Genomic DNA, 24,541 nt, shown 5'->3' with positions numbered 1-24,541 from the left:
TCGAAGGGCGGCGGGTGCTTCAGCGCCCCGCTTTTGTCATCCGGAGCTCTCGTTGCCATGCGCCATCATCGCCGCCCGCTTGCCATTGAACGTCAGGGAGAGCCCTGGCCGGAATTCGAGGATGCCGTCAATCCTGCGATCTCTGGCGGGCGCGTCTATGCGGTCGGTGATGTGCATGGTCAAGCAGACCTTCTCGCAGCCATGTGGACTGCGATCGCCGAGGATATGAAGCGCCATCCGGCGGATCGGGCCCTGATCATCTTCCTCGGCGACCTCATCGATCGCGGCCCGGATTCGGCGGGCGTTGTCGAAGCGATCATCAACGCTCAGGAGCGGCGGGGAGACGGTATCGAGATCATGTGCCTGCGCGGCAATCACGATCATTGGCTGGCGACCTTCCTGACCGATCCTTCTGTCCTCTCGGCTTGGGCGGTGAAGGGCGGGCTTGAAACGCTCGTCTCCTACGGGCTGAAGGAAGGCGAGATTCTCGCGGGCATTGCCGATATCGGCCGCGCCGTCGCATTGCAGCAGATGTTTGCGGCCGTAATCCCCATTCGTCACAAGGAATTCATGCTTTCGCTGCCATTGTGGCACGACGATGGGGACTATTTCTTCGCCCATGCCGGCATCGACCCGGATCGTCCGCTTGCCGATCAGCGGCTCGATGACCTCACATGGATACGCGACAAATTTCTCCTCTCGCGGAAGAATTTCGGCAAGGTGGTGGTTCATGGCCATACGCCGCGCCAGGAGGTCGAGAGCCTCCCGAACCGCATCAATGTGGATACCGGCGCCTATATGCGGCAGGTGCTGAGCTGCGTCATCCTCGAAGGCGCCGAGCGATATCTGCTGCAGGTCGGGCCTGGCGTTCCAGTATCCCCCAATGATCCAGCTACGGAGGCAGGCGCATGACCGGATCCACCGATCTCATGGATATCCGTGGCCTCACCGTCGAGTTTGAAGGCCGCTATCGCTTCACCCGTGCGCTGCACGGTATCGATATCACACTCAAGCGCGGCGAGGCGCTCGGTATCGTCGGCGAATCCGGCTGCGGCAAGTCAATCACCTGGATGGCGGTGCTGGGGCTTCTCGGTCGTAACGCCCGGGTCGGTGGCTCCGCAAGGCTTGAAGGGCGGGAAATCCTTGGCGCCGACGATGCCCGGCTCAGCGAAATCCGCGGCGGCCGCATCGCGATGATCTTCCAGGACCCCTCGAGCTCGCTCAACCCGCTTCACAAGATCGGCTGGCAGCTGGGCGAGGCGCTGCGCCTGCATCAGGGCTTGACCGGCGCGGCAGCCCGCAGGGAGGCCGAGCGCCTGATCGACCGCGTCGGCATCGCCAATGCGCGCCAGCGGCTCGGCGAATATCCGCACGAGTTCTCCGGCGGCATGAACCAGCGGGTGATGATCGCCATGGCGCTTGCCGGCAATCCGGACCTGCTTGTCGCCGACGAGCCGACGACGGCGCTCGATGCCACCATCCAGGCGCAGATCCTTGATCTCCTCGATGATCTGCGCCGCGAGCGCAACATGGCATTGGTTCTGATCTCCCACGATCTCGGGATGGTCGCCGAAATGACCGAGCGGGTGGTGGTGATGTATTGCGGCCGTATCGTGGAGGACAGCCCGACCGCTGATCTCTTCGACAATCCTGCCCATCCCTATACGCGTGGGTTGATCGATGCCATTCCGTCGATCGACGGGCCGCGCCAGAGGCTTCTCGCCATTCCGGGCTCTGTGCCGCCGCCGGACCGGCTGCCGTCCGGCTGTACCTTCGTACCCCGATGCGCCGTTGCCGGTCCCGAATGCCTGCGGGCCGTGCCGACGATGATCGCTGCCGGGACAGACGGACGCCACAGGGCCGCCTGCGTGAAGCTCGGCGACATACTACCGCCGGCCAATGCTCGCCTGCCTGCTTCTGTAGAGATCACTGCGGAGTTGGTGTGATGAAAGGTCAGCTTACCGTCAAGAACCTCACGCGCCATTACAGGCTCCGCCAGCGGGGCAATCTGTTTGCCCGCACAAAAACGCTGAAAGCGGTCGATGGACTGACTTTCGACGTGGCGCCGGGTGAGATGCTCGGCATCGTCGGCGAAAGCGGCAGCGGCAAATCGACCACGGCGCGGCTGCTGCTCGGCCACATCCCGCCAACCTCGGGCGAGGTCGTGTTCGGCGGCGAGAAGGTCGGCGCGGTGCCCGATCTCGCCTGGCGACGGATGCGCCGGCGCATGCAGATGATCTACCAGGATCCACTCGGCGCGCTCGATCCGCGCATCACCATAGGTGAGCAGATCGGCGAGCCGCTCATCGTCCATTTCCCGGACCTTACTCGGGATGCACGTCGTGCCAAAGTACGGGCGGTGATGGGCAATGTCGGCCTTTCCTCGCACCACGGCGATCGGTTCCCGCACGAACTTTCCGGTGGCCAGCGGCAGCGCGTCATCATCGCCAGGGCGCTGGTCATGGAGCCGGAACTCCTGGTCTGCGACGAGCCGGTCTCGGCGCTTGACGTCTCGGTTCAGGCGCAGGTTCTGAACGTCTTCCAGGATATCCGCGCCCGCAACAGCTTTACCGGCGTCTTCATCAGCCACGATCTGAAAGTGGTGCGCCAGATCGCCGACCGGGTGGCGGTCATGTATCTCGGGCGCATTGTCGAGATCGGCCGGCCGGGCGAGGTCTTCCATCAGCCGCTGCATCCTTACAGCCGTGCGCTCGTCTCCGCCGTGCCGCGAAAGGGTCGGTCGGCGCGCGAGCGCATCATCCTGGCCGGCGATCCGCCGAACCCGGTCAATGTTCCGCCCGGCTGTCCCTTCCATACCCGCTGCCCGCAGGTGAAGCCCGTCTGTCGCATCGAGCGACCGGAACTCATGTCGGAAGGCGGGCGGGCGGTTGCCTGCCATCTTGTCAACAATCCGTCGACCGCCGGCGTAGCGGTTGCCAATGGGGAGGCTGCCTGATGTTGCAATTCGTCTCGACGCGTTTCCTGCGCGCCCTGGTGACGCTGTTCATCATCGTCACCTTCGCCTTTATCGTCCTCCGGCTTGCGGGCGACCCGGCCGAACGCTTCTTCGATCCGGCTACGCCGCAGGAAGTGGTCAATGCCTTCCGTCACGAATGGGGACTCGATCAGCCGATCTGGGTGCAGTTCTATCGCTATATCATCGCGGTCCTTCACGGCGACCTCGGCAATTCCATGCGCGAGAACCGGCCGGCAATGGAAACCGTACTGGCCCGGCTGCCGGCGACGCTGTGGATCATGGTGCCGACGCTGTTCCTCAAGACGATCATCGGCGTTGCTGCCGGCATGACCGCGGCGCTCTACCGCAACTCGACTTTCGACAGGCTGATCATGTCGGCCTCCGTTTTCGGCTTCACCGTGCCTGCCTTCGTCCTGGCCCTGGTTCTGGCGCTGATCTTCGCGGTGCAGCTCCGCTGGCTACCCTCCGGCGGCTATGCGACGCCCTACCATATGATCCTGCCGATCGCGACGCTGAGCATCGCGGGAGCGGCGACAGTCGCACGCTATACCCGCTCTTCCATGGTGGAAGTGCTCGGACGGCCTTTCGTGCGCACCGCCGCCGCCAAGGGCGTCCGCTCGAGACAGGTGGTGACGCGGCATGTTCTGCCGAATGCGGCGATACCGATCGTAACCGTCTTCGGTTTCATGCTGGGCAATGTTGTGGGCGGGGCAGTCGTCGTAGAGAGCGTTTTCTCCTGGCCCGGCATCGGCCGGCTGCTGGTCTCTTCGGTGCAGTCACGCGATCTGGCGGTGGTGCAGGTCATCCTGCTTCTGATCGGCGTGATGATGGTCTTCTCCAATCTCTTCATCGACCTTCTCTACGGTCTGATTGACCCGCGCATGCGCGGCGGCAAAACACAGGCGGCGTGACATGGCCATCGAACAGGACGGACTTTCGACCGATGGCAGTGTGTTCACCGAAAAAAGCGGATTGCAGGCCTTTCTGCAGGACTGGCCGCCCATGGTCATCCTGGCGATTGCCTGGCTGGCGCTGATGGTCTTCATCGCCATCTTCGCGCCGCTTCTGACGCCCTATGATTTCATGGCCGTGGACGTGCTGGCGCGGCTCAAACCTCCGGTCTTTTTTGGTGGCACCTTCAACCATGTTCTCGGCACCGATCAGCTCGGCCGCGATGTGTTGTCGAGGGCGATCGCCTCGATCCGTGTTTCGATCACGATCGCGCTGTGCGCCACGCTCATTTCGACAATCGTCGGCGTGACGCTCGGCTTCATCGCCGCCTATTTCCGCGGCTGGGTCGACCAGGTCATCCTGACGATCGTGGATGCACAGCTTGCCATGCCCTTCATGATCATCGCGATCGCCGTGCTCGCCTTCCTCGGCAATTCGCTGCCGATCTTTGTCATGCTGCTCGGTCTCTACGGCTGGGAACAGGTGACGCGCATCGCGCGCGGTCTCGCCATTTCCGCGAATACACAAGGCTATGCGGCGGCTGCGCGCGAGATCGGCGCATCACCCGAGCGCATCTATCTGCGCCATATCCTGCCGAACATTTCCGCGACGATCGTGATTGCCATGACGCTCAATGTTCCCGGCGTCATCCTCCTGGAATCGAGCCTGTCCTTCCTCGGCATCGGCCTGCAGCCCCCGCAGACCAGCCTTGGCAACATGGTGGGTTACGGCCGCGACTATGTCCAGTCGGCGCCGTGGATCATGCTGATGCCCTCAGCGGTGATCGTCGTCACAACACTGTCAGTCTCGATCATGGGCGACTGGCTGCGCGACCGGATCGACCCGACTGTGAAGTGAGGGAGGTCGGAAGGCATCCAAGTGGGATGAAAACGATATGAATACCCGTGGGCTACGGCCATACTCGAAAACGGCGAAGTGGTCCCTCTTTTCCGTCAGACCGTCATGCAACGGTCATCTGCCTCCGCTAGTAGCTGCACACCAACGGGCACATGGCGCGCTTGCAGTAGAAGAGACCGCGGTGTCTTCCTGCAGTCGCCGATCGTCGAAAATTCCAAAACATGATCCGCGCGTGCCCCGGGTATGCGCGGATGAGTCGATTTGTCTAGCTGACGAATGGTCCGTCTGTTTGCCGACGGACCCCTTCGCCGTCCCAAGCAGGAGCGACCAACATGCGCGGCAGCATCACGCTCGAAGAACTAACCGTTTCCTTCAACGGCGTCAGGGTTCTCCACGGAATCGATCTGGCGATTGGTCGGGGCGAGACCCTCGGCCTCGTGGGCGAATCCGGGTCGGGAAAATCGGTGACCTGGCTTGCAGCGCTAGGCCTCCTGCCTCCCAAGGCAAAAGTCTCCGGCCGGGTCATGCTGAATGACCGGAATCTTCTCGACATGCCCGACTCCAAGCTCACCGGTATCCGCGGTGGGCGCATCGCGATGATCTTCCAGGATCCCGTCAGCGCGCTAAATCCGATGCTGACAGTGAAACGCCAGATCGGCGAAACGCTCGCCTTGCATCGCGGCCTGTCCGGTGCCGCGATCAAGGCGGAAGCAAAGCGGCTGCTCGATCTCGTCGGCATTCCCGATGCCGAGCGGCGACTCAATGCCTATCCGCATGAATTTTCCGGCGGCCAGAACCAGAGGGTGATGATTGCCATGGCACTTGCCGGACAACCGGATCTGCTGGTCGCCGACGAGCCGACGACAGCGCTCGATGTGACTATCCAGGCGCAGATCCTCGATCTCCTGGCGCTGACCCAACGCGAAACCGGAATGGCGCTCGTCCTTATCAGCCACGATCTCGGAGTCGTATCGCAGGTATGTGATCGGGTGGCGGTGATGTATGCCGGCCGCATCGTCGAAGAGGCACCGGTGGAACGCCTTTTCGAGCACCCGGCGCATCCCTATAGCCAAGGCCTCATGGGATCCTTGCCCGCCATCGATGGGCCGCGACGACGGCTCACGGCGATCGGCGGAACCGTGCCGGACGCGAGCAGTCTGCCGGCCGGCTGTTCCTTTGCCCCGCGCTGTGCATTTGCAGAGACGCAATGCCATGAACAGATTCCGCTGCTTGCCGGCATCGGCCGTGACCATAGTGTCGCTTGCCTGGTAAGCGAGGCGCAACCGCCCGCAGCGATCCATTATTCCAGGCAGAAAGAACAGCGGATCGAAGCATGAGTGCACCGCTTTTACACGCAAGGAATATCGCGCGCAGCTATGAGCTTAATCGGCATATCTGGGGCAACGCTTCCGTCGTCCATGCCGTTTCGGATGTGACGCTTTCGGTCGGCCGCAACGAGACGCTCGGCATCGTCGGGGAATCGGGCTCCGGCAAATCGACGACGGGACGGCTCCTCCTCGGGCTCGAGCCGCCGACGCGTGGCGCGATCTCTTTTGACGGCAGGCCGCTTCCCGTCATCGGCTCGCCCGAATGGCGGAAATCACGGATGCGCATGCAGATGATCTATCAGGATCCGCTGGCCGCGCTCGACCGTAGACTGCCGATTGCGAAGCAGATGCGGGAGCCGCTGGACATCCATCAAGCCGGCAGCCTGCGGGAGCGCGACGCCCGCGTCAGCGAACTGCTGCGCGCCGTCGGCCTGTCCGATGCGGTTGCCCGCCGCTATCCGCACGAACTCTCCGGCGGGCAGCGCCAACGCGTGGTACTGGCGCGGGCGCTGGTCACCCGTCCGGACCTGCTGGTCTGCGATGAACCGGTCTCCGCACTCGATGTCTCGATCCAGGCTCAGGTCGTCAATCTCTTGTCCGATCTGCAGGCCGAATTGGGACTGGCGATGATCTTCATCAGTCACGACCTTCGCGTTGTTCGTCAGGTCAGCCATCGGATCGCCGTCATGTATCTGGGACGCATTGTCGAGGAAGGAGAAGCGGACGATCTCTTTGCTCGCCCGGCTCATCCCTACACGCGTGCACTCGTTTCGGCGGCTCCGGTTCCCGGCACGAAGCTTGGCGGACGCATCATGCTGCGGGGTGAGCCACCCAATCCGGCAAATCAACCGAGTGGCTGTGCATTTCATCCGCGCTGCTCCGCCGCAGTCGCCCGCTGCAAAAGCGAGATGCCGGTGCTTGCCGAGCTTGGCGGCGGTCGGAAGGTTTCCTGCCATCTGGCCGGTTCGCCCTCGGAAAACCAGGCGGACCCGTCGCCCGCCCGAACGCGCGCGCCTTTGAATCCTGTCAGAGCAGCCAGCGAGGACGTTGCGTAAGATGAAGATGTCGAGCCTGAAGGCGATAGGCTTTCGCGCCGTCCGCTCCTTGGTCACGCTGCTTTTCTGCGTCACTCTGGTCTTCGTGATCCTGCGCGCAGCCGGCGACCCCTCCGAAGAGCTGCTGCCCCCGGAAACACCGCCGGACATACGCCAGGAATACCGGGTGCAGTGGGGACTCGATCGGCCGATTGTCGTCCAGTATCTCAACTTCCTCGGCCGCGTTGCCCGCGGCGATCTCGGTGAATCTTTCGCCAGCGATCTACCGGCAACGGAATTGGTCATGCAAGCGATACCGAAGACCATTCTCCTCGGCGGCTCGGCCTTTTTGCTTGCTACACTGATCGGGATGTCGCTCGGCGTCACAGCCGCTCTTCGCCACGGAACCGCCGTCGACCGATCGTTGATAGCGGCCGCCGTGCTCGGTTATTCCATGCCGGTCTTCTTCCTCGGCATCCTGCTGATCCTGGTATTCGCGTTGCAGCTTCGTGTCCTCCCATCCTCCGGTTCGTCGAGCCCAGTCCACCTGATCCTGCCTACCATCACTCTGGCGCTGCCGCTTGCCGGCCGGGTCGCCCGTTTTGCCAGAACCGCTACGCTGGAAGTGATGGGAAAACCGTTCATCCGCACGGCCCGCGCGAAAGGGCTGAGCCAGCTTGCGGTGATCCTCGGCCATGCATTGCCGAATGCCATGGTGCCGCTCCTGATGTTCTTCGGTATCGAGATCGGCCTTATTCTCTCGGGCGCGGTCGTCACCGAAACCATCTTTGCCTGGCCGGGGCTCGGGCGCCTGCTGGTCGATTCCGTCAACATGCGTGACCTACCCGTCGTCCAGGCAGTCATCCTGATGATCACGCTGATCATCGTCCTTTCCAATCTTTTCGTCGATATTCTGCATGCGCTGCTGGACCCGAAGGTCTCTCTCGCGCGGACATTGGGAGGTACCGGATGAGCAGCGCATCGGAACAGGTCGACATCCGCTCGACACTGCGGCTCTGGGGTGCGTCGCCCGTCATCGTGCTTTGCATCGGCTGGCTCCTGGCCATGATCCTCATCGCCATATTCGCGGATTTGCTGGCGCCAATCCATTATACGACGCAGGATCTGACCGCCCGCTTCCGGCCTCCGGCTTTCATGACCGGCGGCAGCGCGGATCACCTGCTCGGCACGGATCATCTCGGCCGCGACGTGCTGAGCCGGATGATCTATGCCCTGCGGACATCCATCCTGATCGCAACCCTCGGCACGCTGATCGGCGCAGTCATGGGAACGCTGATGGGACTTGCCGCAGCGCGATTCCGAGGGATCGTGGACATGGTCGCGATGATGCTCTGTGACGTGCAAACGGCGCTTCCCTCGCTTTTCATCGCCATCGCCTTTCTCGCCTTCTTCGGCAACAACATCGTGCTCTTCATCATCCTGGTGAGCTTCGAGGGATGGGAGCGCTATGCGCGCCTTGCGCGCGGGCTGGTGCTTTCGGAGCAAACTGCGGATTACATCCGTGCCGTGGAGGCATTCGGCGCCGGAACGGGGAGAGTCGTGTTCCAGCACCTACTGCCGAATATCGCCGCGTCGCTCGTCGTGCAGGCGACGCTCAACTTCCCGGGTACGATCCTGCTCGAAACCTCGCTGTCCTTCCTCGGTCTCGGCGTCCAGCCTCCCGATACGTCGCTCGGCCTCATGCTCGGCGAGGGCCGTCGCTATCTGCTCAACGCATGGTGGATCGCAGTTCTGCCCGGCATCATCATCTTCCTCACAACACTGGCCATGAGCCTATTCGGCGACTGGCTGCGGGATCGCCTCGATCCCACCATCGACAAAGAGGGCTAATTGAAAGGTATGGCGCTGCGCACGACAATCTGGACCGGATACCCTGCTCGTTCGCCTCTTGTTGGCGCCCATCGCGGGGCGAGCGCCGTCGCGCCAGAAAACACCCTCGAGGCTTTCGAGGCGGCGATTGCGGCAGGGGCGGATTTCATCGAAACCGATTTACGTCTCAGCCGGGATGGTATTCCGGTCGCTTTTCATGATGCGGACCTGAAACGTCTTTGCGGCGATCCGCGAAAGGTTGCCGAGCTCGACATGGACGAGCTGCGCAGCCTTCGTTCCGGCATCGTCGCAATGACGGACGCTATTGATATGATCGGCGGACGCGCTTCCATCCTGCTGGATACGAAGCTTCATGAACAGGTAGCGCTGGAACGATGCATCGCAGCTCTGGAATCGAGGACAGCTGACGGGCGGATTGCTTTCGGTGTGCGATCGCTCGACGCATTCGACGTCGTCCACACCCATCTTCCACAATGTCCGACTCTCGGGCTGTTTTCCAACATCGGGGACTATCCGGCGCTCGCACTTCGCGGGGGGACCTGGGCCCGCCTCTGGGAGGCGGACGCTTCCGCAGACAATCTCGCGAACTTGCGACGGCTCGGTTTGAAAACGGTGATCATGACCGGCGATCCGATGGATGGCAGCGTCGGGCTCATCAAGGCGGATGCCTTGGCGGAGCTCTGCTTCAACGGTCCCGACGCAGTGATGGTCAATGATCCTTCACTTGCGGTTGAGGTCATTGGACAGGCGACGCAACCTGTCTGAAAACGGTCATTTAAAGTTCATTTTGGGGTCACCGCCCTGTTATGAAGCCCGCCTAACAGGGGGCCACCATCCGGATTTCGCCAATATATTCCAGGAACGTTGGAGCACTCCATGTATTCGATCAAGCGTCGTCATTTCATGCAAGGGGCGGCAGTCACCCCATTCATCCTCAATGCTCCATTTGCCTTTGCCGCGGACGGGGAGCGCCCCGACTTCACGGTGGCCGTTGCGGCTTTGCCCGCAACGCTGGAACCGGCGCGGGAGCTCTCAAATGTCGGCACGCGTGTAACTTATTCGATCTTCGACACACTGATCCGCCGAGACTTCCTGGGTTCTCCAGATGGCGGTGGTTCCGAACTGAAGCCACATCTGGCCACCTCATGGGAGCGCAAGAGCCCGTCCGAGCTCATCGTTACGCTGCGCCAGGGCGTAAAGTTCCATAATGGCGACGAGCTGACGGCCGATGACGTGGCCTATACATTCCGCGATGGTCGCCTGCGTGGCGAAAAGGCTCAGATTCCCGGCGGTAAAGCCTATTTCAGCATCCTTTCCGATGTGAAAGCTGTCGATAAATACACTGTTCGCTTCACGACGCGTGTCCCGGATGTCCTGCTTGAGCAGCGCCTCGCCTCCTGGTGTGCCTGGATCGTCAACAAGCGTGCCTATGAAGAAATGGGCTTCGAAGGCTATTCACGTGCGCCGGTTGCCACAGGTCCCTACAAGGTCGTCTCGCACAACCAGAGTGATGCCACGGTTCTCGAGGCTTTCGACGACTACTTCCTCGGCAAACCGACTGCGAAGCGGGTTACCTTCCGGGCGGTTCCGGAGCTTGCCGCCCGCGTCGCCGGCCTCGTCTCCGGTGAATTCGACCTCATCACCAACATTCCCCCGGATCAAGAAGCTGTCGTCGGCGCCTATCAAGATATTGACGTGCGTTCGGTCGTTCTGGCCAATTCGCATGTCCTGGTCTTCGATACCCGCGATCCCGTTCTCGCCGACAAGCGTGTGCGCCAGGCGCTAGCCAGCGCCATCGATCGCCAGAAGCTGGTCGACACGCTCTGGCTCGGCAATGCGAAGGTTCCAGCCAGCCACAACTATCCGGAATATGGCCAGATGTATGTCGAAGGCCGCAAGCTGCCTTACGATCCGGAGAGGTCGAAGGCCCTTCTCAAGGAAGCCGGTTATAACGGCCAGAAGATCACCTACCGCACCCAGGCCGGCTACTATACCAACGCTTTGGAGGCGGCCCAGATTCTCATCGAGATGTGGAAGGCCGTAGGCATCAACGCAGAGCTTCAGGTGGTCGAGGGTGCGGCGCTGCGCGGCCCGGGATCGCAGGTTTTCAACTGGTCGAATTCCACCCGTCTGCCCGATCCGCTTGGTGCCCTCTGGGTTGCCTGGGGCCCGGCAGGCGAGATCCAGACCGCTGGCATCTGGGAGGCGGCGTCGGCCAAGGCATTTGATGATGCCGGCCGCGCGCTGGAGGCCGAGACCGATCCGGCCAAGCGCAAGGAACTCTTCGTGAAGATGCTCGATCAGTGGGAAGAGGAAACTCCGGGCACCATCCTCTATCAACCTTCCGAAGCCTATGCCATCAAGCGCTCGATCAGCTGGCGCCCGACCACGTTCTATTTCATGGACCTGCGGCCGGACAATCTCCGGTTTACGCAGTCCTGAGGTGAGCGGCATCTGGCGTCAGATAGGCTTCCATGAGCAAACGCCGCACACCATCGCGGTCAACGGAAGTGGCGATCGACTGATCAGGTGCATCGTCCCAATCGCCCGGCGGATGGAAAGTCGATCGGTCCTTCATAATGGTCTGGCCGATTGCTATCCCGTCGGTAGCGACCCTGATCGGTCCTTTTCGAGTCTCGAATAGCGAGCGATCAAGGACAAAGGCCATCGCCGTTGAATCGTGGACGTAGAAGCCGTCGAGCCCGAATCGCCGATGATAGGTCATATAGTGTCGCGATATCTCGGCGATGAACCGGCCGGCATCGCCGCCGTCGCGGGCCAATATCTCGATATCTGCAGGTCGCATGATCACCTGCCGGGTCACATCAAGTCCGACAGCCGTCACCGGCCAGGACGCAGCGAACACCAAGTCGGCGGCATGCGGATCGCCTATGATGTTGGCCTCCGCCACAGGGGTGACGTTGCCGTTGGGACCGGCAAGGCCGAACGCCCCTCCCATGATCACCACTTCCTTCACTCGCTTCGCAATCGTCGGGTCTTCCGAAAGTGCCAAGGCGAGGTTGGTCAGTCGACCCACGGCGAGCAACGTGACCTCATGCGGAAAGGCATGCACCTGGTCGATGATGAAGCGATGGGCCGGACGCGGATCAAGCGGGGGAAGGTCGTTTTCGTCGATCGGCACATCGCCCAGACCGTTGATCCCATGCACATGGATCGGCGGCGGAGAGGCGCTGAGTCCCAGGGCACGATCCGCTCCACGGGCAATTGGTGCGGCAATGGAAAAACGACGCTTCAGGTAGCGCGCATTGCGGGTGACCGTATCGATGTTGCCATTGCCGAACACTGTGGTGATGCCGAGCAGCTCAATGTTACGGCACGCGTTGAGAAACAGCAGTGCCGTCGCGTCGTCGATGCCGGGGTCAGTGTCAAAGATGATCTTGGGCGACATGTCGTCGTCCTAAGCCAGATCGGCAATCAACGATGGAAAGAAATGAGGCTTGCCGGCCGCTTGTTTCCTCGCATCCCAGCCAGCCAGGATCACGACAGCGCGGCTCGCGACGGCGCAACAGCGCTTGATAGAGTCCGCCGAATCCGCGCGCTTGCGCGTGATGCGGTTTGCTCCCACTGAGCAGATCATGCCTCCCCGGAAGCCGAAGAGCTGAGCCAGCGTAAAGATCGTTGCTGCTTCCATCTCGAAATTGGCAACCTTGGACCGCTGCAGGTCCTCCAGAACGTGGTCCATCTTCGACTGCCAGAAACCTCCGGGCATAGGATTGACTTCGCCGGCGTAGAAACTGTCCACGCTGGCTGCCAGACCCAGATGGTATTTTTCGCCCATCTCTTCCGCTGCCTGGATCAGCGCCATAAGGACTTCGTGATTGGCGACAGCCGGGTAGGACCTGTCGACATAGGCATCCACCGTGCCCGTCAGACGCAATGCGCCGGTCGAGATTACGAGGTCGCCGGGCTCGATTTCCGGCTGCAAAGCCGCGCAAGAGCCGACGCGAATGAAGGTGTCGGCGCCGCAGTTCGACAGTTCCACGACCGCAATGTCCGTCGAAGGGCCGCCAACGCCGTGGGAACATGCGGTGATATCCACGCCGTCGAGCGTGCCGCGAGCAGTCCGATATTCACGAAAATGCGCAACCTCCTCATAGGTATCCCAACTGCTTCCCACGACGGGGACGCGTCCCGGATCTCCCGGTGTCAGCACGTAACGCGAGACGTCGCCCGGTTTGATCTTCAGGTGCATCTGAACCCCGTCCGGATGGATGGGCGTGTGCTGAACGTTCATGGCCGTGTTTCCTCTTGAAACCTTATTTGTGGGGAACGAAGTCGGTGGAGTAGAGCGTCTCCACATCGACATCTGTCGTGAGGCCGCCGAACTCCATGAGCGTCGCCTTCGTCTCGCGAATGACATCACCATCGAAGGCGCACGCGCCGCTGGCTTTGGTAAAGTCCGTGTAGACGTAGCTTTCCTGAAGTTTGAGCTGCTCGGCCTGCTGTTTCGGATCGAGTTGATTGTTGAGTTCCAGGACGGCTGTCACCGTCTCCTTCTGATGGGCGAAGGCGTAGTCGTATCCCTTCTGCGTCGCCGCCACGAACCGCTTCACGAGATCGGGATTTTCATCGACGATCTTCCGGGTCGTGAAGATGACTTCGGCATAGGTCTGCACGCCGTAGTCGGAGGGCAGGAGCACTGAGGTTTTTTGGCCCTGTAGATCGAGTGCGACGGCCTCGTTGATGGCAAAGCCGGTTTTTGCATCCACTGAACCGTTGAGCAGCAGTTCGGTGCTGGGCGAGACCACAAGCTGAACCTGGTCGAGGGCAACACCTGCCTTTGCCAGCATTGCCCGTGTGAGGACCCATGGCCCTCCCTCGTTATACGCGAGCTTTTTGCCGACGAGATCCTTCGGCTTCTCGATGGTTTCCGATGCCAGCGAGATCACGCCGCCCGGATGACGTTGGAAACAGGCGCCCACCATGACAAGGTCCATGCCGTTCGCTGCGCCCAGGATGATCTGGCTGACGTCGTTGGTCCCGAAGGTATTGGCACCAGAGGCCACCAGTGCCGTCGAATTGAGATTCGGCCCCCCAGCCATGATCTCGACGTTTAGTCCTGCCTGTTCATAAAAGCCCTGCTTCTTTGCCATCACGTAGCCTGCCGACTGGACGTTGAGGAGCCACGGAAGGCGCAGCGAGATCTCATCGGCGGAAGAGGCAGGTACTGCCGTCGACAGGCAGGCCGCCGATAGGAATACGAGGGCAAGCAGGGTCTTGAAGCCAGCTGTCATGACGGGTTTCTCCGGAAAGGGTTGATCAAACATCGGCGGTGGCCTCCGGCCAGAAGAGGCAGAGTTTTTCGACGGCGACGACGAGATAGAACATGAGGATGGTGGCAACCGAAGAGACGACGATTGCGGAAAAGAGCATCGCGGAATCCTGCTGATAGCCGGCGGTGACGATAACCGTGCCGATCCCGAGATTGGCTCCCGTGAATTCGGCGACGATCGCTCCAATGACAGCCATGCTGGAGCTGATCTTGGCGGCTGCGAAGATGTAGGGCAGGGCGGCGTAAAGCCTGGCGTGACGGAACGTCTGGCTGCGCGAGGCCCCGATGATCGTCATGAATTCGAGCGACTGGCGATCGATGGTGCGAAAACCCTTCGTGGCATTCACGAGTGTCGGAAAGAAGCAGACGATCGCAGCGATGGCGACCTTCGGCGCCAGGCCGAAACCCAGCCAGATGGTGAGCAGCGGCGCAATCGCAAGGATGGGGATTGTCTTGAGCGTGATTGCCCAAGGGAAAAGCGCGCGTTCTGCAATACGCGAGTAGAGGAAAAGAACAGCCAGAAGAACGGCAAAGGCCGTGCCGATCGCAAAGCCGAGAAAGGCGGCCGTCATTGTCGATATCAGATTATCGAGCAGCATTCCGTGCACGGCGTACATCTTGCCGACAATCGCGCTCGGTGCGGGCAAAAGGTATCCGGGAATCTGGAACAGGCGCACTGCTGCTTCCCAGAGGCAGGCAACGGCCAGAAACAATGCAAGAGAGGGGCCGAGTTCCGCAGCACGCCGAAACGCGCCGGAACGGCTGCGAGAGCCGGGTGTCGTCTTGTCATTGCTCATGAAGCAGCGTCTCCAGTTGCTGGATCTGGCGAGCATAATTGGCGCTCGCCCGGATCGCGGGATCGGCTACACGCGGTTCGATCACGGGCACGACCGCCCTTATGCGGCCCGGACGTGGTGCCATCACGACGATCTGGTCGGAGAGGTACAGCGCTTCGGAAAGGGAATGCGTGACGAACAGCACCGTCAGGCTGCGCGATTTCCAGATGTTGATGAGCTCGTCATGCATCTCGCGACGTGTGAAATCGTCGAGCGCACCGAAGGGCTCGTCCATAAGCAGGAACTCCGGCTCGTAGGATAGAGCTCGGGCGATCGCGACCCTCTGGCGCATTCCACCGGAAAGCTGGGCCGGATAGTGATCCTCAAATCCATCGAGACGGACCAGACCGAGAAGCTCGCGGGCTCTTTCGCGCCGCTTGGACGTCGACTTCATCCCCATGATCTCAAGCGGCAATTCCACGTTCTGGAGCGCGGTTTTCCAGGGGAAGAGACACGCCTCCTGAAACACGAAGCCAAACTTGCGCCGACGCTGGTAATCTTCGCTGCTCATCCCGTTGATGCGGACGTTACCCCTCGATGGCGCGATGAGATTGCTGATGATGCGCAGGAGCGTGGATTTTCCGCATCCGCTACGGCCAACGACCGAAACGAACTGGTCGCGGGGGATGGTCAGGCTGATATCTTCCAGCACATCAACCTGGCGGCCATTGCCGGGAAAGGACATGGATACGTTGCTGATTTCTATGGCCGCGGGCATCGTTTTCGCAACCTCAGCGGCGCTTGGCGATAAAGCGAAGTCGCCGCCTCCTACTGCCAAAGGTGATGCTATCATCCTGTTCCCCATGTGGAAGCCGGCAAGGATAAGAACGGCAAGGCGGCATTCCGGCATCGCCTGACGGTGCTCTAGCGGCACTTTCGTTCAAGCATCGGAATAGAAGCATCATCAAAAGCGTTGCACCAGCAGTAAATTTCGCGCTTACTGCACGAATTATTGGATCGCTTCGGGGTGTAAGCGATGGCCCTTTTACGCACGGCATTACTTCATTTCGACACTGCCATTCGGCATGGCTCAATCAGAAAGGCTGCCGAAAGCCTGCATGTGGCGTCCTCGGCGATCAATCGCCAACTCCTCCTGCTCGAGGAAGAACTCGGTATCGAATTGTTCGAGCGGTTGCCGCGTGGCATACGACCGACGGCGGCGGGAGAAGTGCTGCTCGGACATATCAGACGCTGGAACCGCGAAAGTGCACTGCTGAAGCAGGAGATCGGCAGCCTGCGCGGCGGGGTTCGAGGTACGATCAGAATTGCGGCCGCGGAGACTTTCACCGAACATGTGCTTCCAGGCGCAATGACGAAACTGCATCAGCGCTTTCCGCACGTCGACTACACGATCATCTCCGGTGACAATCAGCGCATCACCAATGAGCTGTTGGCGAAGGATGCCGATGTGGTGCTGGCCTACGACGTCAGCGACAATGTCAGGGCCGAGACTGTTTACACGGTGAGCGAGCCGATCGGTGTCATCATGACGCAAGACCATCCGCTCGCACGGCGATCGGTCGTCTCCTTATCCGATTGCGCCGATTATCCGCTGATCGCTCCGGGGCGGGATTGGCTTTCCCACAGCGGGCTCAACGTCCTGTTCCAGGGCAATTATCCCCTTGGCCAAGTGATCGCTCACGCCGAGCGTCCCGGCATATTGAAGGCGCTCGTGCGCGCTGGCCTCGGCATTGCATTTCTTACCTCGCTTGGCGTCGAGAAGGAAGTCAGCGAAGGGGCGTTGGCCTGGGTTCCGCTTTCCGAGGGAACGATCGAGCCTGCCCGGATCTCCATGCTCATACCGGGGGGACGCGTCCATCCCAGCTATCTGGCGGCATTTATCGAAGTCCTTAAGAACGAGTTCATGGATTATGTAACCGTCAACAGGCGCTCGGCCGCGCCGACCGTCGCGTCCGATACACGCTGATTGAAGTCTCCGAAGCCGGCCGTCCCTGGAAGGTCTGCCCTAACTAGGCAGGTCGACGGCACATGCGCAACGCACCTCCTGAACCGTGGCAGGTGCTCTCAAGTTGAATAGGCCGGAGAGCCCGCGTTCTACTCTCGACGCCCGGATTGCATCCTTGATGGCAAAGAAAACCGAATTCGCAAGCACCAGGGGCGGCTCGCCGACTTCCTTGGCGGAGAAGATCCCCTGATCGTCCGGTGGGATGTTGACGACCGATGGATCGTTTCGCGGAAACAGCGACACATTGAATTCGAGCGGAATCGTGACCTGAGCAGGGATCTTATATCGCCATGTGTTGGTCGTATTGAGTTGCCCCTTCTCGTTTCCTGCATTGGTTTCAGGCTGATAGACGAGATCTTCGGTCATGAGGAAGCCTATGCCCTGGACAAAGGCGCCCTCGACTTGCCCGACATCGAGCGCAGGATTCAGGCTCCAGCCAACATCGTAAACGACATCGGAACTCAATATCTTGGTCTCACCGGTGAGGATGTCGACCTCGACAACCGAACAGGCTGCCGAGTAGGTGAACCCCACGAACTGGTTCTGCACATCTGTGACCGTTGGGACGTTCGCCCGGGTGATGCCTGGGATATTCGGCTGATCTCCGGCCTGCTTGAAGGTCAGGACCGGCATATCGAAGTCGCCGTGCTCGATATTGGCGTTGAACGTCGCGGTCAGCGGCAGTCGCTGTACATAGGCGTAATTAACCAGGTTTTGCCAGATCAAGGCTGTGTTGTTGTTGATGGTGACTTCCGTGTTCCAGCCGGCCTCGCCATAGTTCCAGAAGTCAAACCCGTGCGCTTGACACCAGTCATTTCCATTGTCTTTGAGCAGCCTATAGCCGAATTCGGTCAGCTCTTGCCGAAGCTGCTCGCAGGTGCGTTTGACCGCCTCCGCACTATAGGGCGTTCCCGTCGAGGCGCCGGTGCTGCTGGTGTTGGGAGTCGTATCCGTTTGCGGACTTTCCACATGGATGAGCGACTGTGGAATATTGAGCACATACGCAGCCACCTGCCTGGCCTGGGTCAACAAGCCCTGGCCCATGTCGACGCCGCCCTGATGAATGACCAGCGAGCCGTCCGACTGGTTGACGACGACGATCGCGGGGGATTGCTTCAATTGCTCGAAATTGTATCCCGACCCGTATTTGACGGGAATGAGCGCAATGCCTCGCTTCCTCCATTTGTTCTGCGCATTGTAGGCTTGGACGTCCATAAGCTTATATTCGAACTGACATTTTGCCTTCAGGTAGTTCCAGACCTCCAGCATGTAACAGGCAGTCAGGGTTTGGCCGTAAGGAGTGACTTCACCCCGCTGGTAAAAATTCTTCTCCCGTAAATCCTCTGGGCGAAGGCCAAGCGCGGTCGCGGCATCGTCTATCAGGTTCTCAAGGATATTGGTCGCCTGAACGTCCCCGAATGCTCTCATCGCCGTATTTGGCGGCGTATTGGTCCTGCAAGCATCGATCTGGCTCTCGAAGTTGTCGATCATATAAGCGTTATCGATGCGGGTCTGGATGCAGTTCGTGACCACGAAGGAACAGTCATAATATGCGCCACCGTCTGCCCAGAGAGTCAGATGCGTGCCCTTAATCCTCCCCCTGTCTTCCGGACGCGCCGAGCCGTCATCGACGGCTATCTGTCCCACTCCATAAAGGGCGTGCCGTTTGCCGATCATCGTCATATCGCTGTCGCGAGCCATCGCCAGCCGAACGGGCGCATCCATCACTGCCGCGGCCACGGCCGTCGGCCCCGTCGTGAAACGCGCCTGCTCGGTTTTTCCGCCAAAGGCGCCACCCAGCAATCGCGTCTGGATCTTGACCTTGTTGTATTGTCGTCCCAGTGCCGAGGCGACTGTCTGATGCATCTCCATCGGACTCTGGGTCGATGAGTTGACGATGATCCTTCCTTCGTCCGCCGGAATTGCCAGGCAGGCTTGCGTTTCCATGTAGAAGTGCGCTTGACCGCCGGTTTTCTGGTTATTCACCACCCGAATGCAATTCGCTCCGTCGACAGGCACGTTGTCTGTCGTCACTGGTTCTGCGTCGAAGTCGCTCGGGATGGCTGGCTGGGAGGCCATCCAATCAAATCGGCTGCGCAGGCGGGTCACCTTCCAAATGTGGCAGAGATACGCTGCTGTGGATGGAGTGTCCGGGAAGATACTCTCCTTTGTGATGGCGTCCTCAATCGTCAAGATCGGTTCTTGCCAGTTCGCATCCCAATTGATCGGCTGATAGCCGAGGCAATGTTCGGAAACATAGTCGGCAATCAGGTTGGCATCCTCCTCGGTATCGGCAAGCACCATTGCGATCGCCTGCCCGAAATAAAGAACGGAGCCTTCGGCAAACATGGGTTGATCGCCGCCCATGCCTTGGAAATTGGCAGGCCGGACCGGTACGTCCTCGCATGTCAGCAGTCGGCGGAAGTGCGGGAACATGTCCGCCAGCTTGTCGTTGAGATCACCGGGTTGAATCCCGTAGCCTTCCCACTGGAATGAAAACCGGGCCAGGGCATTGCGGCTCTGCACAAAAGCGGCATGCAAGGTTCCTTGGGGATAGGCGAGTTCGTGGGTATAGTGTGTGCGGCCCGAGCACTGCTCCAGAGCCGTCGTTTTGACATATGGCTGACCGACTGGCGCCTTGAAATTCTGCGCCGTGTAATCCTGGCGGCCATCGCTGACCGGCCAGGTTCCCCAGGTCATTTCTCCGGCGGAATTGGCGTTGACCGGCATGGCGAAGCCCAGTTTTACAAAGACCGCAACTCCCGCCTTGTAAAGCATCGCGACGGCAAGGTTCGCCTTGTACTCGTCGGTGAAACCTTCCCATGGAGCCTCGCTCCTTCGAGCTGCGGAATCCGCCAGAGCTTGCGTTACGTCTGCCTTGAGTTGCGCGCAGGCGGACAGCAGGTTTTCATACGAGAAGATACTGCCAGTCGAAAACGAGTTCTCAATGGCCGATGCCCTCCAATACGAGGCATTGATCCCTCCGAATATAATCTTGGAAGGGCTATCCAAAGTCCCCGATTGGGTATCGACATCGAATGAAATGAACGAATTCACGATCGAATGCGAATTCACCTCCCGCAGCGCCGCCTTCTGGGCAAAGGAGTGATAGCGCTCATAAAGATCCGTGATGGAAGTACGGGCGGGAGTGATCTGAAAGCTGACGACTACAATTCTGCTCGGGAACGTGGGATCAGTCTGGATCTTGGCAAGCAGCGTATCGACCTGCTCGGTCGACTGCTGTCCAGGTACTCTATTGACGAGATCCAGTTCGTAATAGGTGATCGTCATGTTTGTGCCGATCAGGGCAAGCGTCAGGTCAGACGGGAACGGTTCGCCGCTGCCGTTCGCGATGTGGTGGAGCCAAAGCATGAAGTTTCCGCCGATCGAAGCGGCATTCCGCACGATCCGTCCAGCCGTTCGTTTCGCCATGTACAGGATGGCGGCAAAATCGGGAGAGTCATCGTCGAGGTTGGTGATAAATTCGATGAGCTCACTGTAGGTGGTGGCGGCGGGAAGCGTGTAATCAAGCTGGTCGTGAAATGCCGGGCTGGGTTTGCCTTGCAGTTCCTGCACGTATCGCAGGTCGATAAAGGCATCGACGGTTTCGAATTCGGTCTTGTAGACCCCGTAGGACGTTCCGCCGTGAATGAAACGGAATGTCTTGCCGCTATTCGTAAGGTCGGCCGCGTCCGCTGCCAGTTCATCCATGTTCGATGGTGTAAACCATTGCACCGACCCCGGGACATCTAGAGGTTCCACCGGAAATGGCGAGGCCGGTGCGTCGATTTTGACCGGTGTACCTTTCGGAATATCGATTTCCGGGTCCTCCAGGCACTTCATCCGACTGTCCTCATCTTCCGAGTTCCAGTCGCTGGCCATCGTTTTCATGCCGGTGAGGATTGGGCGATATCCCGTGCAACGGCAGAGATTGCCGTCGAAAATGTCCTCGATATCTTGCTTGGTGGCCTGGGGGTTGTTCGTGATGAACTCCGACATGTTCATCACGAATCCAGCACTGCAATAGCCGCATTGGCTGCCATTATTGCTTGAGAGTGCATGGGCAACGGGATTGATTTGAGAGATATCGGGCCCGGCGGCAAGTGCGAGATCACCCTTGGTGCTTGCCTTCACCAGCCTGACCGCTTCGATCAGGCTGGAGGGTAAGGAATCGTGGAAATCCGGGCCACCGCGTGAGGCCGTCGGATGATGGGCGGGATAAGCGGCCAACGAGGCGGCCAGGCTGCCTGTCCCCTCGATCGTTGTAATCGCCATTCCATTCAGCGAGCAGAGCCGGCGCAGGCAGGAATTGATGGCGCGGTGCCTGATGAGACCCCCATCCGGCCAATCAGAAAGAATGACGGTGCAGCCACCACAGCCGCCTTGCCCGCAGGGCTTTTTTGTACCCGTTAGCCGCACCTCGGGTGATCGCAGATAGTCAACGAGCAACATCGAGGGAGAGGGACTTTCGATAGTCACCGATTTCCCATTGAGATAGAACTGCAAGGTGGATGTGGTGGCTGTCATTTACCGCTCCTGGCTGGCTACGATGAAAATTCGCCTTCACAATGGAGGGATTGCTCCGCTGGTTGTGAATCGGTGCGCCTATCTAAGGTTGCCTAATCTGCCGGAGGAACCGGATTTTACCAGCACTAATTCATGCGCGGCCTGTCCGAATTATTAGGGCGCTGCTGCGTGAATTGAGGCGCAAAATCGGCAATTCGGAGCGATGCAACCTGATCATCGGGGCGGGCAATGGCCGTTGGGTGGTTGTATTGATGATGCTGGTTTTGAAGGAAGAGAGTGAACTAATTTCCTTTCGGTCCGCATTCCGGGAGCTCAGATGGCCCCCGTCCTGCAGCCAAGCGCAAAGGTGTGAAGCTCATCTGCGTTCGATATCGAGCGCTCTTTAAACACCAGGCAACCGCGGATCATTGGCGAACGACAGGTAGTCTCACGCGGACCTCAACACCCTGGTTCATGACCGGGCGGGGAGATATCACGTCGATGGTGGCTCCGACCCGGTCGGTGATCACCTTGACGATCGCGAGTCCCAGGCCCGCACCGCCGATCTTGCCAGTGCCGCGCTCGAACCGGCGCGTCAGCCGGTCCATCGCCCCGGCCGGAAGCGGCGGTCCATCGTTTGCAATGCAAAGCATGCCGTCCGCCTCAAGCGTCACTTCGACCGGACGATCCTGCGCACCATGTTTCAATGCGTTTTCGATGAGATTGCGGGCGAGAATGCCAACTGCGTCGGGATCGAGCAGCGACAGCACAGGCGCTGCCGGCAGGGTGAGCGCGAGCCGCCTCTCGCCGGCCTGCTCGAAATCCTGGGTGATCATCTGGACCACGATCCGAAGGTCGGAGGGCTCGTCGGCACGAAGCCTACCACCTTCTGCACGCGCGAGCTGCATCAGCTTCTCCGACATGCGCATCAGCCGCTTGAGCGTTGTCTCGATCTCGTTCGCACGCTGCGCCGTCAGCGCTTCCTTCGTCTCGGTGCGGACGCGCTGTGCCTGCGCGATCGCACCGGCAACAGGGGTCCGAAGTTCATGCGCCGCGTTTGCCGCGAAGGTGCGCTCAGCATCGAAAGCGGCCTTCAGCCGGGCGAGAAGCTGATTGATGCCGGCGGAAATAGGCCGGAGTTCACTCGGCAAGCCATTGTCCGGCAAAGGTGACAGATCCTGTGCTCCGCGCAGGGACAGTTCCTGTCGGAGAGCGCGGACCGGACGCAGCGAAACCCGGACCGCGAACAGGATCGCCACCAGACTGAGCGGAATGACGATAAAAAGCGGCAACAGCAGACCGAGCAGCATTTTCTGCGACAGCTCCCGGCGGTGATCCAGCGGTTCGGCCACGGCGATGGTCAAGTTGCCGTCAGCGCTTGCCGTATAGTAGAGCTGATGTGTCCGGGTCCGGAAAAATCCCTGTCTCTCAAATGGAGGAAAGATCGAGGCGTCCGCTCCCCGCGAACTCAGCAACACACGGCCTTGCTTGTCGCGCAGGAGGAAGGTGACATCCTCGCCGTAGCGAGCTTCTCGTTCAGGTCGCGCGTCACGACTGATGTCGTCTTCGTCATCATCGTCGATGCTTTCACGTCCCGGATGTCCCTCTCGAAGGTCATGCCGGGCGATCGGCAGGATGCGTTCCGCAGTCGCTTTCAGACCGTCGTCAAAAACCTCTTCCATTTCCTGTCCGAGTCGATGCGCGGTGGCGATGGCGGCCGCGAGCCAAAGGACGGTCACGGAAACGCCGACCGCGATCGCTAGCCGGGCCTGAAGCGAGGACATCATCTTCATGGCCGCCCCAATCGATAGCCCAGTCCGCGCTCGGTCTCGATCACGTGCGCGCCGAGCTTCTTGCGCAAGCGGCTGACATGGACCTCGATAGCGTTGCTGTCGATTTCCTGGTCGAAGGAATAGAGCCGTTCCTCAAGCTGCGATTTCGACAGCAACTGGCCGGGACGCTGGACGAAGGCCTGGAACAGCACCCATTCGCGCGCTGTCAGAACCACCGGCTTGCCGTTAAGCCTGACGCTGCGGGCGGCGAGGTCGATTTCCAGCGGTCCAAGCGTAACGATCGGGTTCGGGTTCCCCGTATAGCGACGGGCGACAGAGCCGATACGGGCGGAGAGTTCGGCAAGGTCGAAGGGCTTGACCAAGTAGTCGTCCGCGCCGGCGTTCAGCCCGGCGATCCGGTCGGAGACCTGATCCAGCGCCGTCAATATGATCACGGGGGTGACGTCGCCGCGGGCCCTCAAGGCCTTGAGGAAGGGAATGCCGAGGCCGTCGGGCAACATCAAGTCGAGCAGTACGAGATCGTAGGCGGTCGTGGCGAGCGCATCGCTCGCCTCGTCGAGGCGACCCATCCAGTCGACGGAATGACCATCCGCGGCGATCTGATCCCGGATAGCCGCCCCCAATGCCGTATCGTCCTCGATCAGCAGAACTCTCATGCCGGATTTCTCCCTTTACCCTCCTCTCTAGTCCACCCGGCAGCTTACGGGAAGCTGAAGCAAAGTTCCGGCGTCTGTCAGGTGGCGGTCAGTTTGCGGGCTGAATGATCGTTCCGACAAAGAGAGGAAATGACGATGAAGACCGGCATCCTGCCAGCCGTGGCCCTTGCAATCATGGCGGCAACGTCAGCCCAGGCAAGGGAAGATTGCGACGCTCCGCTCCGCGACTGGAAAGGACGCGAGGCGGTCCGCGCACTTGCCGAGGAACGCGGCTGGACGCTGAGACGCATCAAGATCGATGACGGCTGCTACGAGGTCTATGGCACGGACCAGACCGGTCGTCGCTTCGAAGCGAAAATCGATCCAGTGACGCTCGATGTCATCGAAATCGAGGAACACCACGGCCACCGGTGATCCCGATGGTCGCCAACCCCAAAGGAGATGGCATGAAAGAGGCCGCGGCCGTTGAGAGAACGGATCACTGACATGCAG

The 24,541-nt window shown here is 60.3% G+C and carries 22 protein-coding genes; 14 read left to right on the top strand and 8 right to left on the bottom strand.

Annotation, left to right across the window (positions count from 1 at the left end; translation table 11 throughout):
* Positions 1 to 57 precede the first annotated feature (57 nt).
* The 11 genes from QEO92_RS19700 to QEO92_RS19650 all read left to right on the top strand — a co-directional run bounded on the left by QEO92_RS19700 (position 58) and on the right by QEO92_RS19650 (position 11,441).
* Positions 58 to 912: a metallophosphoesterase family protein gene (locus QEO92_RS19700; protein WP_227704152.1), complete on the top strand. Its 855-nt coding sequence runs from the start codon at positions 58 to 60 to the stop codon at positions 910 to 912.
* Positions 909 to 1,946 (top strand): ABC transporter ATP-binding protein, encoded by a 1,038-nt coding sequence (locus QEO92_RS19695; protein ID WP_227704151.1) that lies wholly within the window; start codon positions 909 to 911, stop codon positions 1,944 to 1,946. Before QEO92_RS19700 ends, QEO92_RS19695 begins: the two co-directional genes overlap by 4 nt.
* Positions 1,946 to 2,956, top strand: a complete 1,011-nt coding sequence (locus QEO92_RS19690; protein WP_227704150.1) for an ABC transporter ATP-binding protein — start codon at positions 1,946 to 1,948, stop codon at positions 2,954 to 2,956. The genes QEO92_RS19695 and QEO92_RS19690 overlap by 1 nt, the downstream gene beginning before the upstream one ends.
* Positions 2,956 to 3,888: an ABC transporter permease gene (locus QEO92_RS19685; RefSeq protein WP_081952885.1), complete on the top strand. Its 933-nt coding sequence runs from the start codon at positions 2,956 to 2,958 to the stop codon at positions 3,886 to 3,888. The genes QEO92_RS19690 and QEO92_RS19685 overlap by 1 nt, the downstream gene beginning before the upstream one ends.
* 91 nt (positions 3,889 to 3,979) lie before the next feature.
* Entirely contained in the window at positions 3,980 to 4,786 is an 807-nt protein-coding gene (locus QEO92_RS19680; RefSeq protein WP_407722137.1) for an ABC transporter permease, read from the top strand.
* A 332-nt stretch (positions 4,787 to 5,118) separates the two neighbouring features.
* The gene (locus QEO92_RS19675) at positions 5,119 to 6,123 is read left to right on the top strand and encodes an ABC transporter ATP-binding protein (protein ID WP_227704148.1); all 1,005 of its coding nucleotides are present in this window, start codon (positions 5,119 to 5,121) and stop codon (positions 6,121 to 6,123) included.
* Positions 6,120 to 7,169 (top strand): ABC transporter ATP-binding protein, encoded by a 1,050-nt coding sequence (locus QEO92_RS19670; protein WP_227704147.1) that lies wholly within the window; start codon positions 6,120 to 6,122, stop codon positions 7,167 to 7,169. The genes QEO92_RS19675 and QEO92_RS19670 overlap by 4 nt, the downstream gene beginning before the upstream one ends.
* A 1-nt stretch (position 7,170) precedes the next feature.
* Positions 7,171 to 8,121 carry an ABC transporter permease gene (locus tag QEO92_RS19665; RefSeq protein WP_227704146.1) on the top strand — a complete coding sequence of 317 codons (951 nt, stop codon included), beginning with the start codon at positions 7,171 to 7,173 and terminating at the stop codon, positions 8,119 to 8,121.
* On the top strand, positions 8,118 to 8,999 hold the full coding sequence (locus tag QEO92_RS19660; RefSeq protein ID WP_227704145.1) for an ABC transporter permease: 882 nt from the start codon (positions 8,118 to 8,120) through the stop codon (positions 8,997 to 8,999). Before QEO92_RS19665 ends, QEO92_RS19660 begins: the two co-directional genes overlap by 4 nt.
* A 9-nt stretch (positions 9,000 to 9,008) precedes the next feature.
* Positions 9,009 to 9,764 carry a glycerophosphodiester phosphodiesterase gene (locus QEO92_RS19655; protein WP_227705221.1) on the top strand — a complete coding sequence of 252 codons (756 nt, stop codon included), beginning with the start codon at positions 9,009 to 9,011 and terminating at the stop codon, positions 9,762 to 9,764.
* Positions 9,765 to 9,875: 111 nt separating this feature from the next.
* Positions 9,876 to 11,441: an ABC transporter substrate-binding protein gene (locus QEO92_RS19650; RefSeq protein WP_227704144.1), complete on the top strand. Its 1,566-nt coding sequence runs from the start codon at positions 9,876 to 9,878 to the stop codon at positions 11,439 to 11,441.
* On the opposite strand, the gene QEO92_RS19645 is transcribed toward QEO92_RS19650, so the two are convergent.
* From QEO92_RS19645 to QEO92_RS19625, 5 genes are read right to left on the bottom strand one after another with little or no spacing between them, the layout of a single operon-like run.
* Entirely contained in the window at positions 11,428 to 12,408 is a 981-nt protein-coding gene (locus QEO92_RS19645) for a nucleoside hydrolase (RefSeq protein WP_227704143.1), read from the bottom strand. The two genes, QEO92_RS19650 and QEO92_RS19645, sit on opposite strands and share 14 nt — an antisense overlap.
* 9 nt (positions 12,409 to 12,417) lie before the next feature.
* Positions 12,418 to 13,254, bottom strand: coding sequence for a nucleoside phosphorylase (locus QEO92_RS19640; RefSeq protein ID WP_052182950.1), 837 nt, complete (start codon positions 13,252 to 13,254; stop codon positions 12,418 to 12,420).
* 22 nt (positions 13,255 to 13,276) lie between these two features.
* Positions 13,277 to 14,254, bottom strand: a complete 978-nt coding sequence (locus QEO92_RS19635; protein ID WP_227704142.1) for an ABC transporter substrate-binding protein — start codon at positions 14,252 to 14,254, stop codon at positions 13,277 to 13,279.
* 25 nt (positions 14,255 to 14,279) lie between these two features.
* Positions 14,280 to 15,089, bottom strand: coding sequence for an ABC transporter permease (locus QEO92_RS19630; RefSeq protein ID WP_052182949.1), 810 nt, complete (start codon positions 15,087 to 15,089; stop codon positions 14,280 to 14,282).
* Positions 15,079 to 15,813, bottom strand: coding sequence for an ABC transporter ATP-binding protein (locus QEO92_RS19625; RefSeq protein WP_227704141.1), 735 nt, complete (start codon positions 15,811 to 15,813; stop codon positions 15,079 to 15,081). Before QEO92_RS19625 ends, QEO92_RS19630 begins: the two co-directional genes overlap by 11 nt.
* Between QEO92_RS19625 and QEO92_RS19620 the strand changes: the two genes are divergently transcribed.
* Together QEO92_RS19620 and QEO92_RS19615 are read left to right on the top strand one after the other, a co-directional pair.
* Positions 15,812 to 15,985 carry a hypothetical protein gene (locus QEO92_RS19620; RefSeq protein WP_200883979.1) on the top strand — a complete coding sequence of 58 codons (174 nt, stop codon included), beginning with the start codon at positions 15,812 to 15,814 and terminating at the stop codon, positions 15,983 to 15,985. The genes QEO92_RS19625 and QEO92_RS19620 overlap by 2 nt on opposite strands.
* Before the next feature lie 119 nt (positions 15,986 to 16,104).
* Positions 16,105 to 17,055, top strand: a complete 951-nt coding sequence (locus QEO92_RS19615; protein WP_227704140.1) for a LysR family transcriptional regulator — start codon at positions 16,105 to 16,107, stop codon at positions 17,053 to 17,055.
* A 39-nt stretch (positions 17,056 to 17,094) separates the two neighbouring features.
* On the opposite strand, the gene QEO92_RS19610 is transcribed toward QEO92_RS19615, so the two are convergent.
* The 3 genes from QEO92_RS19610 to QEO92_RS19600 all read right to left on the bottom strand — a co-directional run bounded on the left by QEO92_RS19610 (position 17,095) and on the right by QEO92_RS19600 (position 24,049).
* Positions 17,095 to 21,621: a molybdopterin cofactor-binding domain-containing protein gene (locus QEO92_RS19610; protein WP_227704139.1), complete on the bottom strand. Its 4,527-nt coding sequence runs from the start codon at positions 21,619 to 21,621 to the stop codon at positions 17,095 to 17,097.
* A 404-nt stretch (positions 21,622 to 22,025) separates the two neighbouring features.
* Positions 22,026 to 23,393, bottom strand: a complete 1,368-nt coding sequence (locus QEO92_RS19605; protein WP_227704138.1) for a sensor histidine kinase — start codon at positions 23,391 to 23,393, stop codon at positions 22,026 to 22,028.
* Complete coding sequence (locus tag QEO92_RS19600) at positions 23,390 to 24,049, bottom strand: response regulator transcription factor (protein WP_227704137.1); 660 nt, start codon at positions 24,047 to 24,049, stop codon at positions 23,390 to 23,392. The genes QEO92_RS19605 and QEO92_RS19600 overlap by 4 nt, the downstream gene beginning before the upstream one ends.
* 129 nt (positions 24,050 to 24,178) lie before the next feature.
* Between QEO92_RS19600 and QEO92_RS19595 the strand changes: the two genes are divergently transcribed.
* The gene (locus tag QEO92_RS19595; RefSeq protein WP_227704136.1) at positions 24,179 to 24,463 is read left to right on the top strand and encodes a PepSY domain-containing protein; all 285 of its coding nucleotides are present in this window, start codon (positions 24,179 to 24,181) and stop codon (positions 24,461 to 24,463) included.
* Positions 24,464 to 24,541: the final 78 nt, after the last annotated feature.

It is taken from the genome of Neorhizobium petrolearium, assembly GCF_029854435.1.
GTDB lineage: Bacteria > Pseudomonadota > Alphaproteobacteria > Rhizobiales > Rhizobiaceae > Neorhizobium > Neorhizobium petrolearium.
Note: the sequence above shows the minus strand (reverse complement) of the source record. Positions and strands in the feature narration are given on the sequence as shown.

What these genes read in the sequence shown, in the direction of transcription:
- QEO92_RS19700 (WP_227704152.1), top strand. Translation starts at nt 58, where the DNA reads ATGCGCCATCATCGCCGCCCGCTTGCCATTGAACGTCAGGGAGAGCCC.
- QEO92_RS19695 (WP_227704151.1), top strand. Translation starts at nt 909, where the DNA reads ATGACCGGATCCACCGATCTCATGGATATCCGTGGCCTCACCGTCGAG.
- QEO92_RS19690 (WP_227704150.1), top strand. Translation starts at nt 1,946, where the DNA reads ATGAAAGGTCAGCTTACCGTCAAGAACCTCACGCGCCATTACAGGCTC.
- QEO92_RS19685 (WP_081952885.1), top strand. Translation starts at nt 2,956, where the DNA reads ATGTTGCAATTCGTCTCGACGCGTTTCCTGCGCGCCCTGGTGACGCTG.
- QEO92_RS19680 (WP_407722137.1), top strand. Translation starts at nt 3,980, where the DNA reads ATGGTCATCCTGGCGATTGCCTGGCTGGCGCTGATGGTCTTCATCGCC.
- QEO92_RS19675 (WP_227704148.1), top strand. Translation starts at nt 5,119, where the DNA reads ATGCGCGGCAGCATCACGCTCGAAGAACTAACCGTTTCCTTCAACGGC.
- QEO92_RS19670 (WP_227704147.1), top strand. Translation starts at nt 6,120, where the DNA reads ATGAGTGCACCGCTTTTACACGCAAGGAATATCGCGCGCAGCTATGAG.
- QEO92_RS19665 (WP_227704146.1), top strand. Translation starts at nt 7,171, where the DNA reads ATGAAGATGTCGAGCCTGAAGGCGATAGGCTTTCGCGCCGTCCGCTCC.
- QEO92_RS19660 (WP_227704145.1), top strand. Translation starts at nt 8,118, where the DNA reads ATGAGCAGCGCATCGGAACAGGTCGACATCCGCTCGACACTGCGGCTC.
- QEO92_RS19655 (WP_227705221.1), top strand. Translation starts at nt 9,009, where the DNA reads ATGGCGCTGCGCACGACAATCTGGACCGGATACCCTGCTCGTTCGCCT.
- QEO92_RS19650 (WP_227704144.1), top strand. Translation starts at nt 9,876, where the DNA reads ATGTATTCGATCAAGCGTCGTCATTTCATGCAAGGGGCGGCAGTCACC.
- QEO92_RS19645 (WP_227704143.1), bottom strand. Translation starts at nt 12,408, where the DNA reads ATGTCGCCCAAGATCATCTTTGACACTGACCCCGGCATCGACGACGCG.
- QEO92_RS19640 (WP_052182950.1), bottom strand. Translation starts at nt 13,254, where the DNA reads ATGAACGTTCAGCACACGCCCATCCATCCGGACGGGGTTCAGATGCAC.
- QEO92_RS19635 (WP_227704142.1), bottom strand. Translation starts at nt 14,254, where the DNA reads ATGACAGCTGGCTTCAAGACCCTGCTTGCCCTCGTATTCCTATCGGCG.
- QEO92_RS19630 (WP_052182949.1), bottom strand. Translation starts at nt 15,089, where the DNA reads ATGAGCAATGACAAGACGACACCCGGCTCTCGCAGCCGTTCCGGCGCG.
- QEO92_RS19620 (WP_200883979.1), top strand. Translation starts at nt 15,812, where the DNA reads ATGGATACGTTGCTGATTTCTATGGCCGCGGGCATCGTTTTCGCAACC.
- QEO92_RS19625 (WP_227704141.1), bottom strand. Translation starts at nt 15,813, where the DNA reads ATGTCCTTTCCCGGCAATGGCCGCCAGGTTGATGTGCTGGAAGATATC.
- QEO92_RS19615 (WP_227704140.1), top strand. Translation starts at nt 16,105, where the DNA reads ATGGCCCTTTTACGCACGGCATTACTTCATTTCGACACTGCCATTCGG.
- QEO92_RS19610 (WP_227704139.1), bottom strand. Translation starts at nt 21,621, where the DNA reads ATGACAGCCACCACATCCACCTTGCAGTTCTATCTCAATGGGAAATCG.
- QEO92_RS19605 (WP_227704138.1), bottom strand. Translation starts at nt 23,393, where the DNA reads ATGAAGATGATGTCCTCGCTTCAGGCCCGGCTAGCGATCGCGGTCGGC.
- QEO92_RS19600 (WP_227704137.1), bottom strand. Translation starts at nt 24,049, where the DNA reads ATGAGAGTTCTGCTGATCGAGGACGATACGGCATTGGGGGCGGCTATC.
- QEO92_RS19595 (WP_227704136.1), top strand. Translation starts at nt 24,179, where the DNA reads ATGACGATGAAGACCGGCATCCTGCCAGCCGTGGCCCTTGCAATCATG.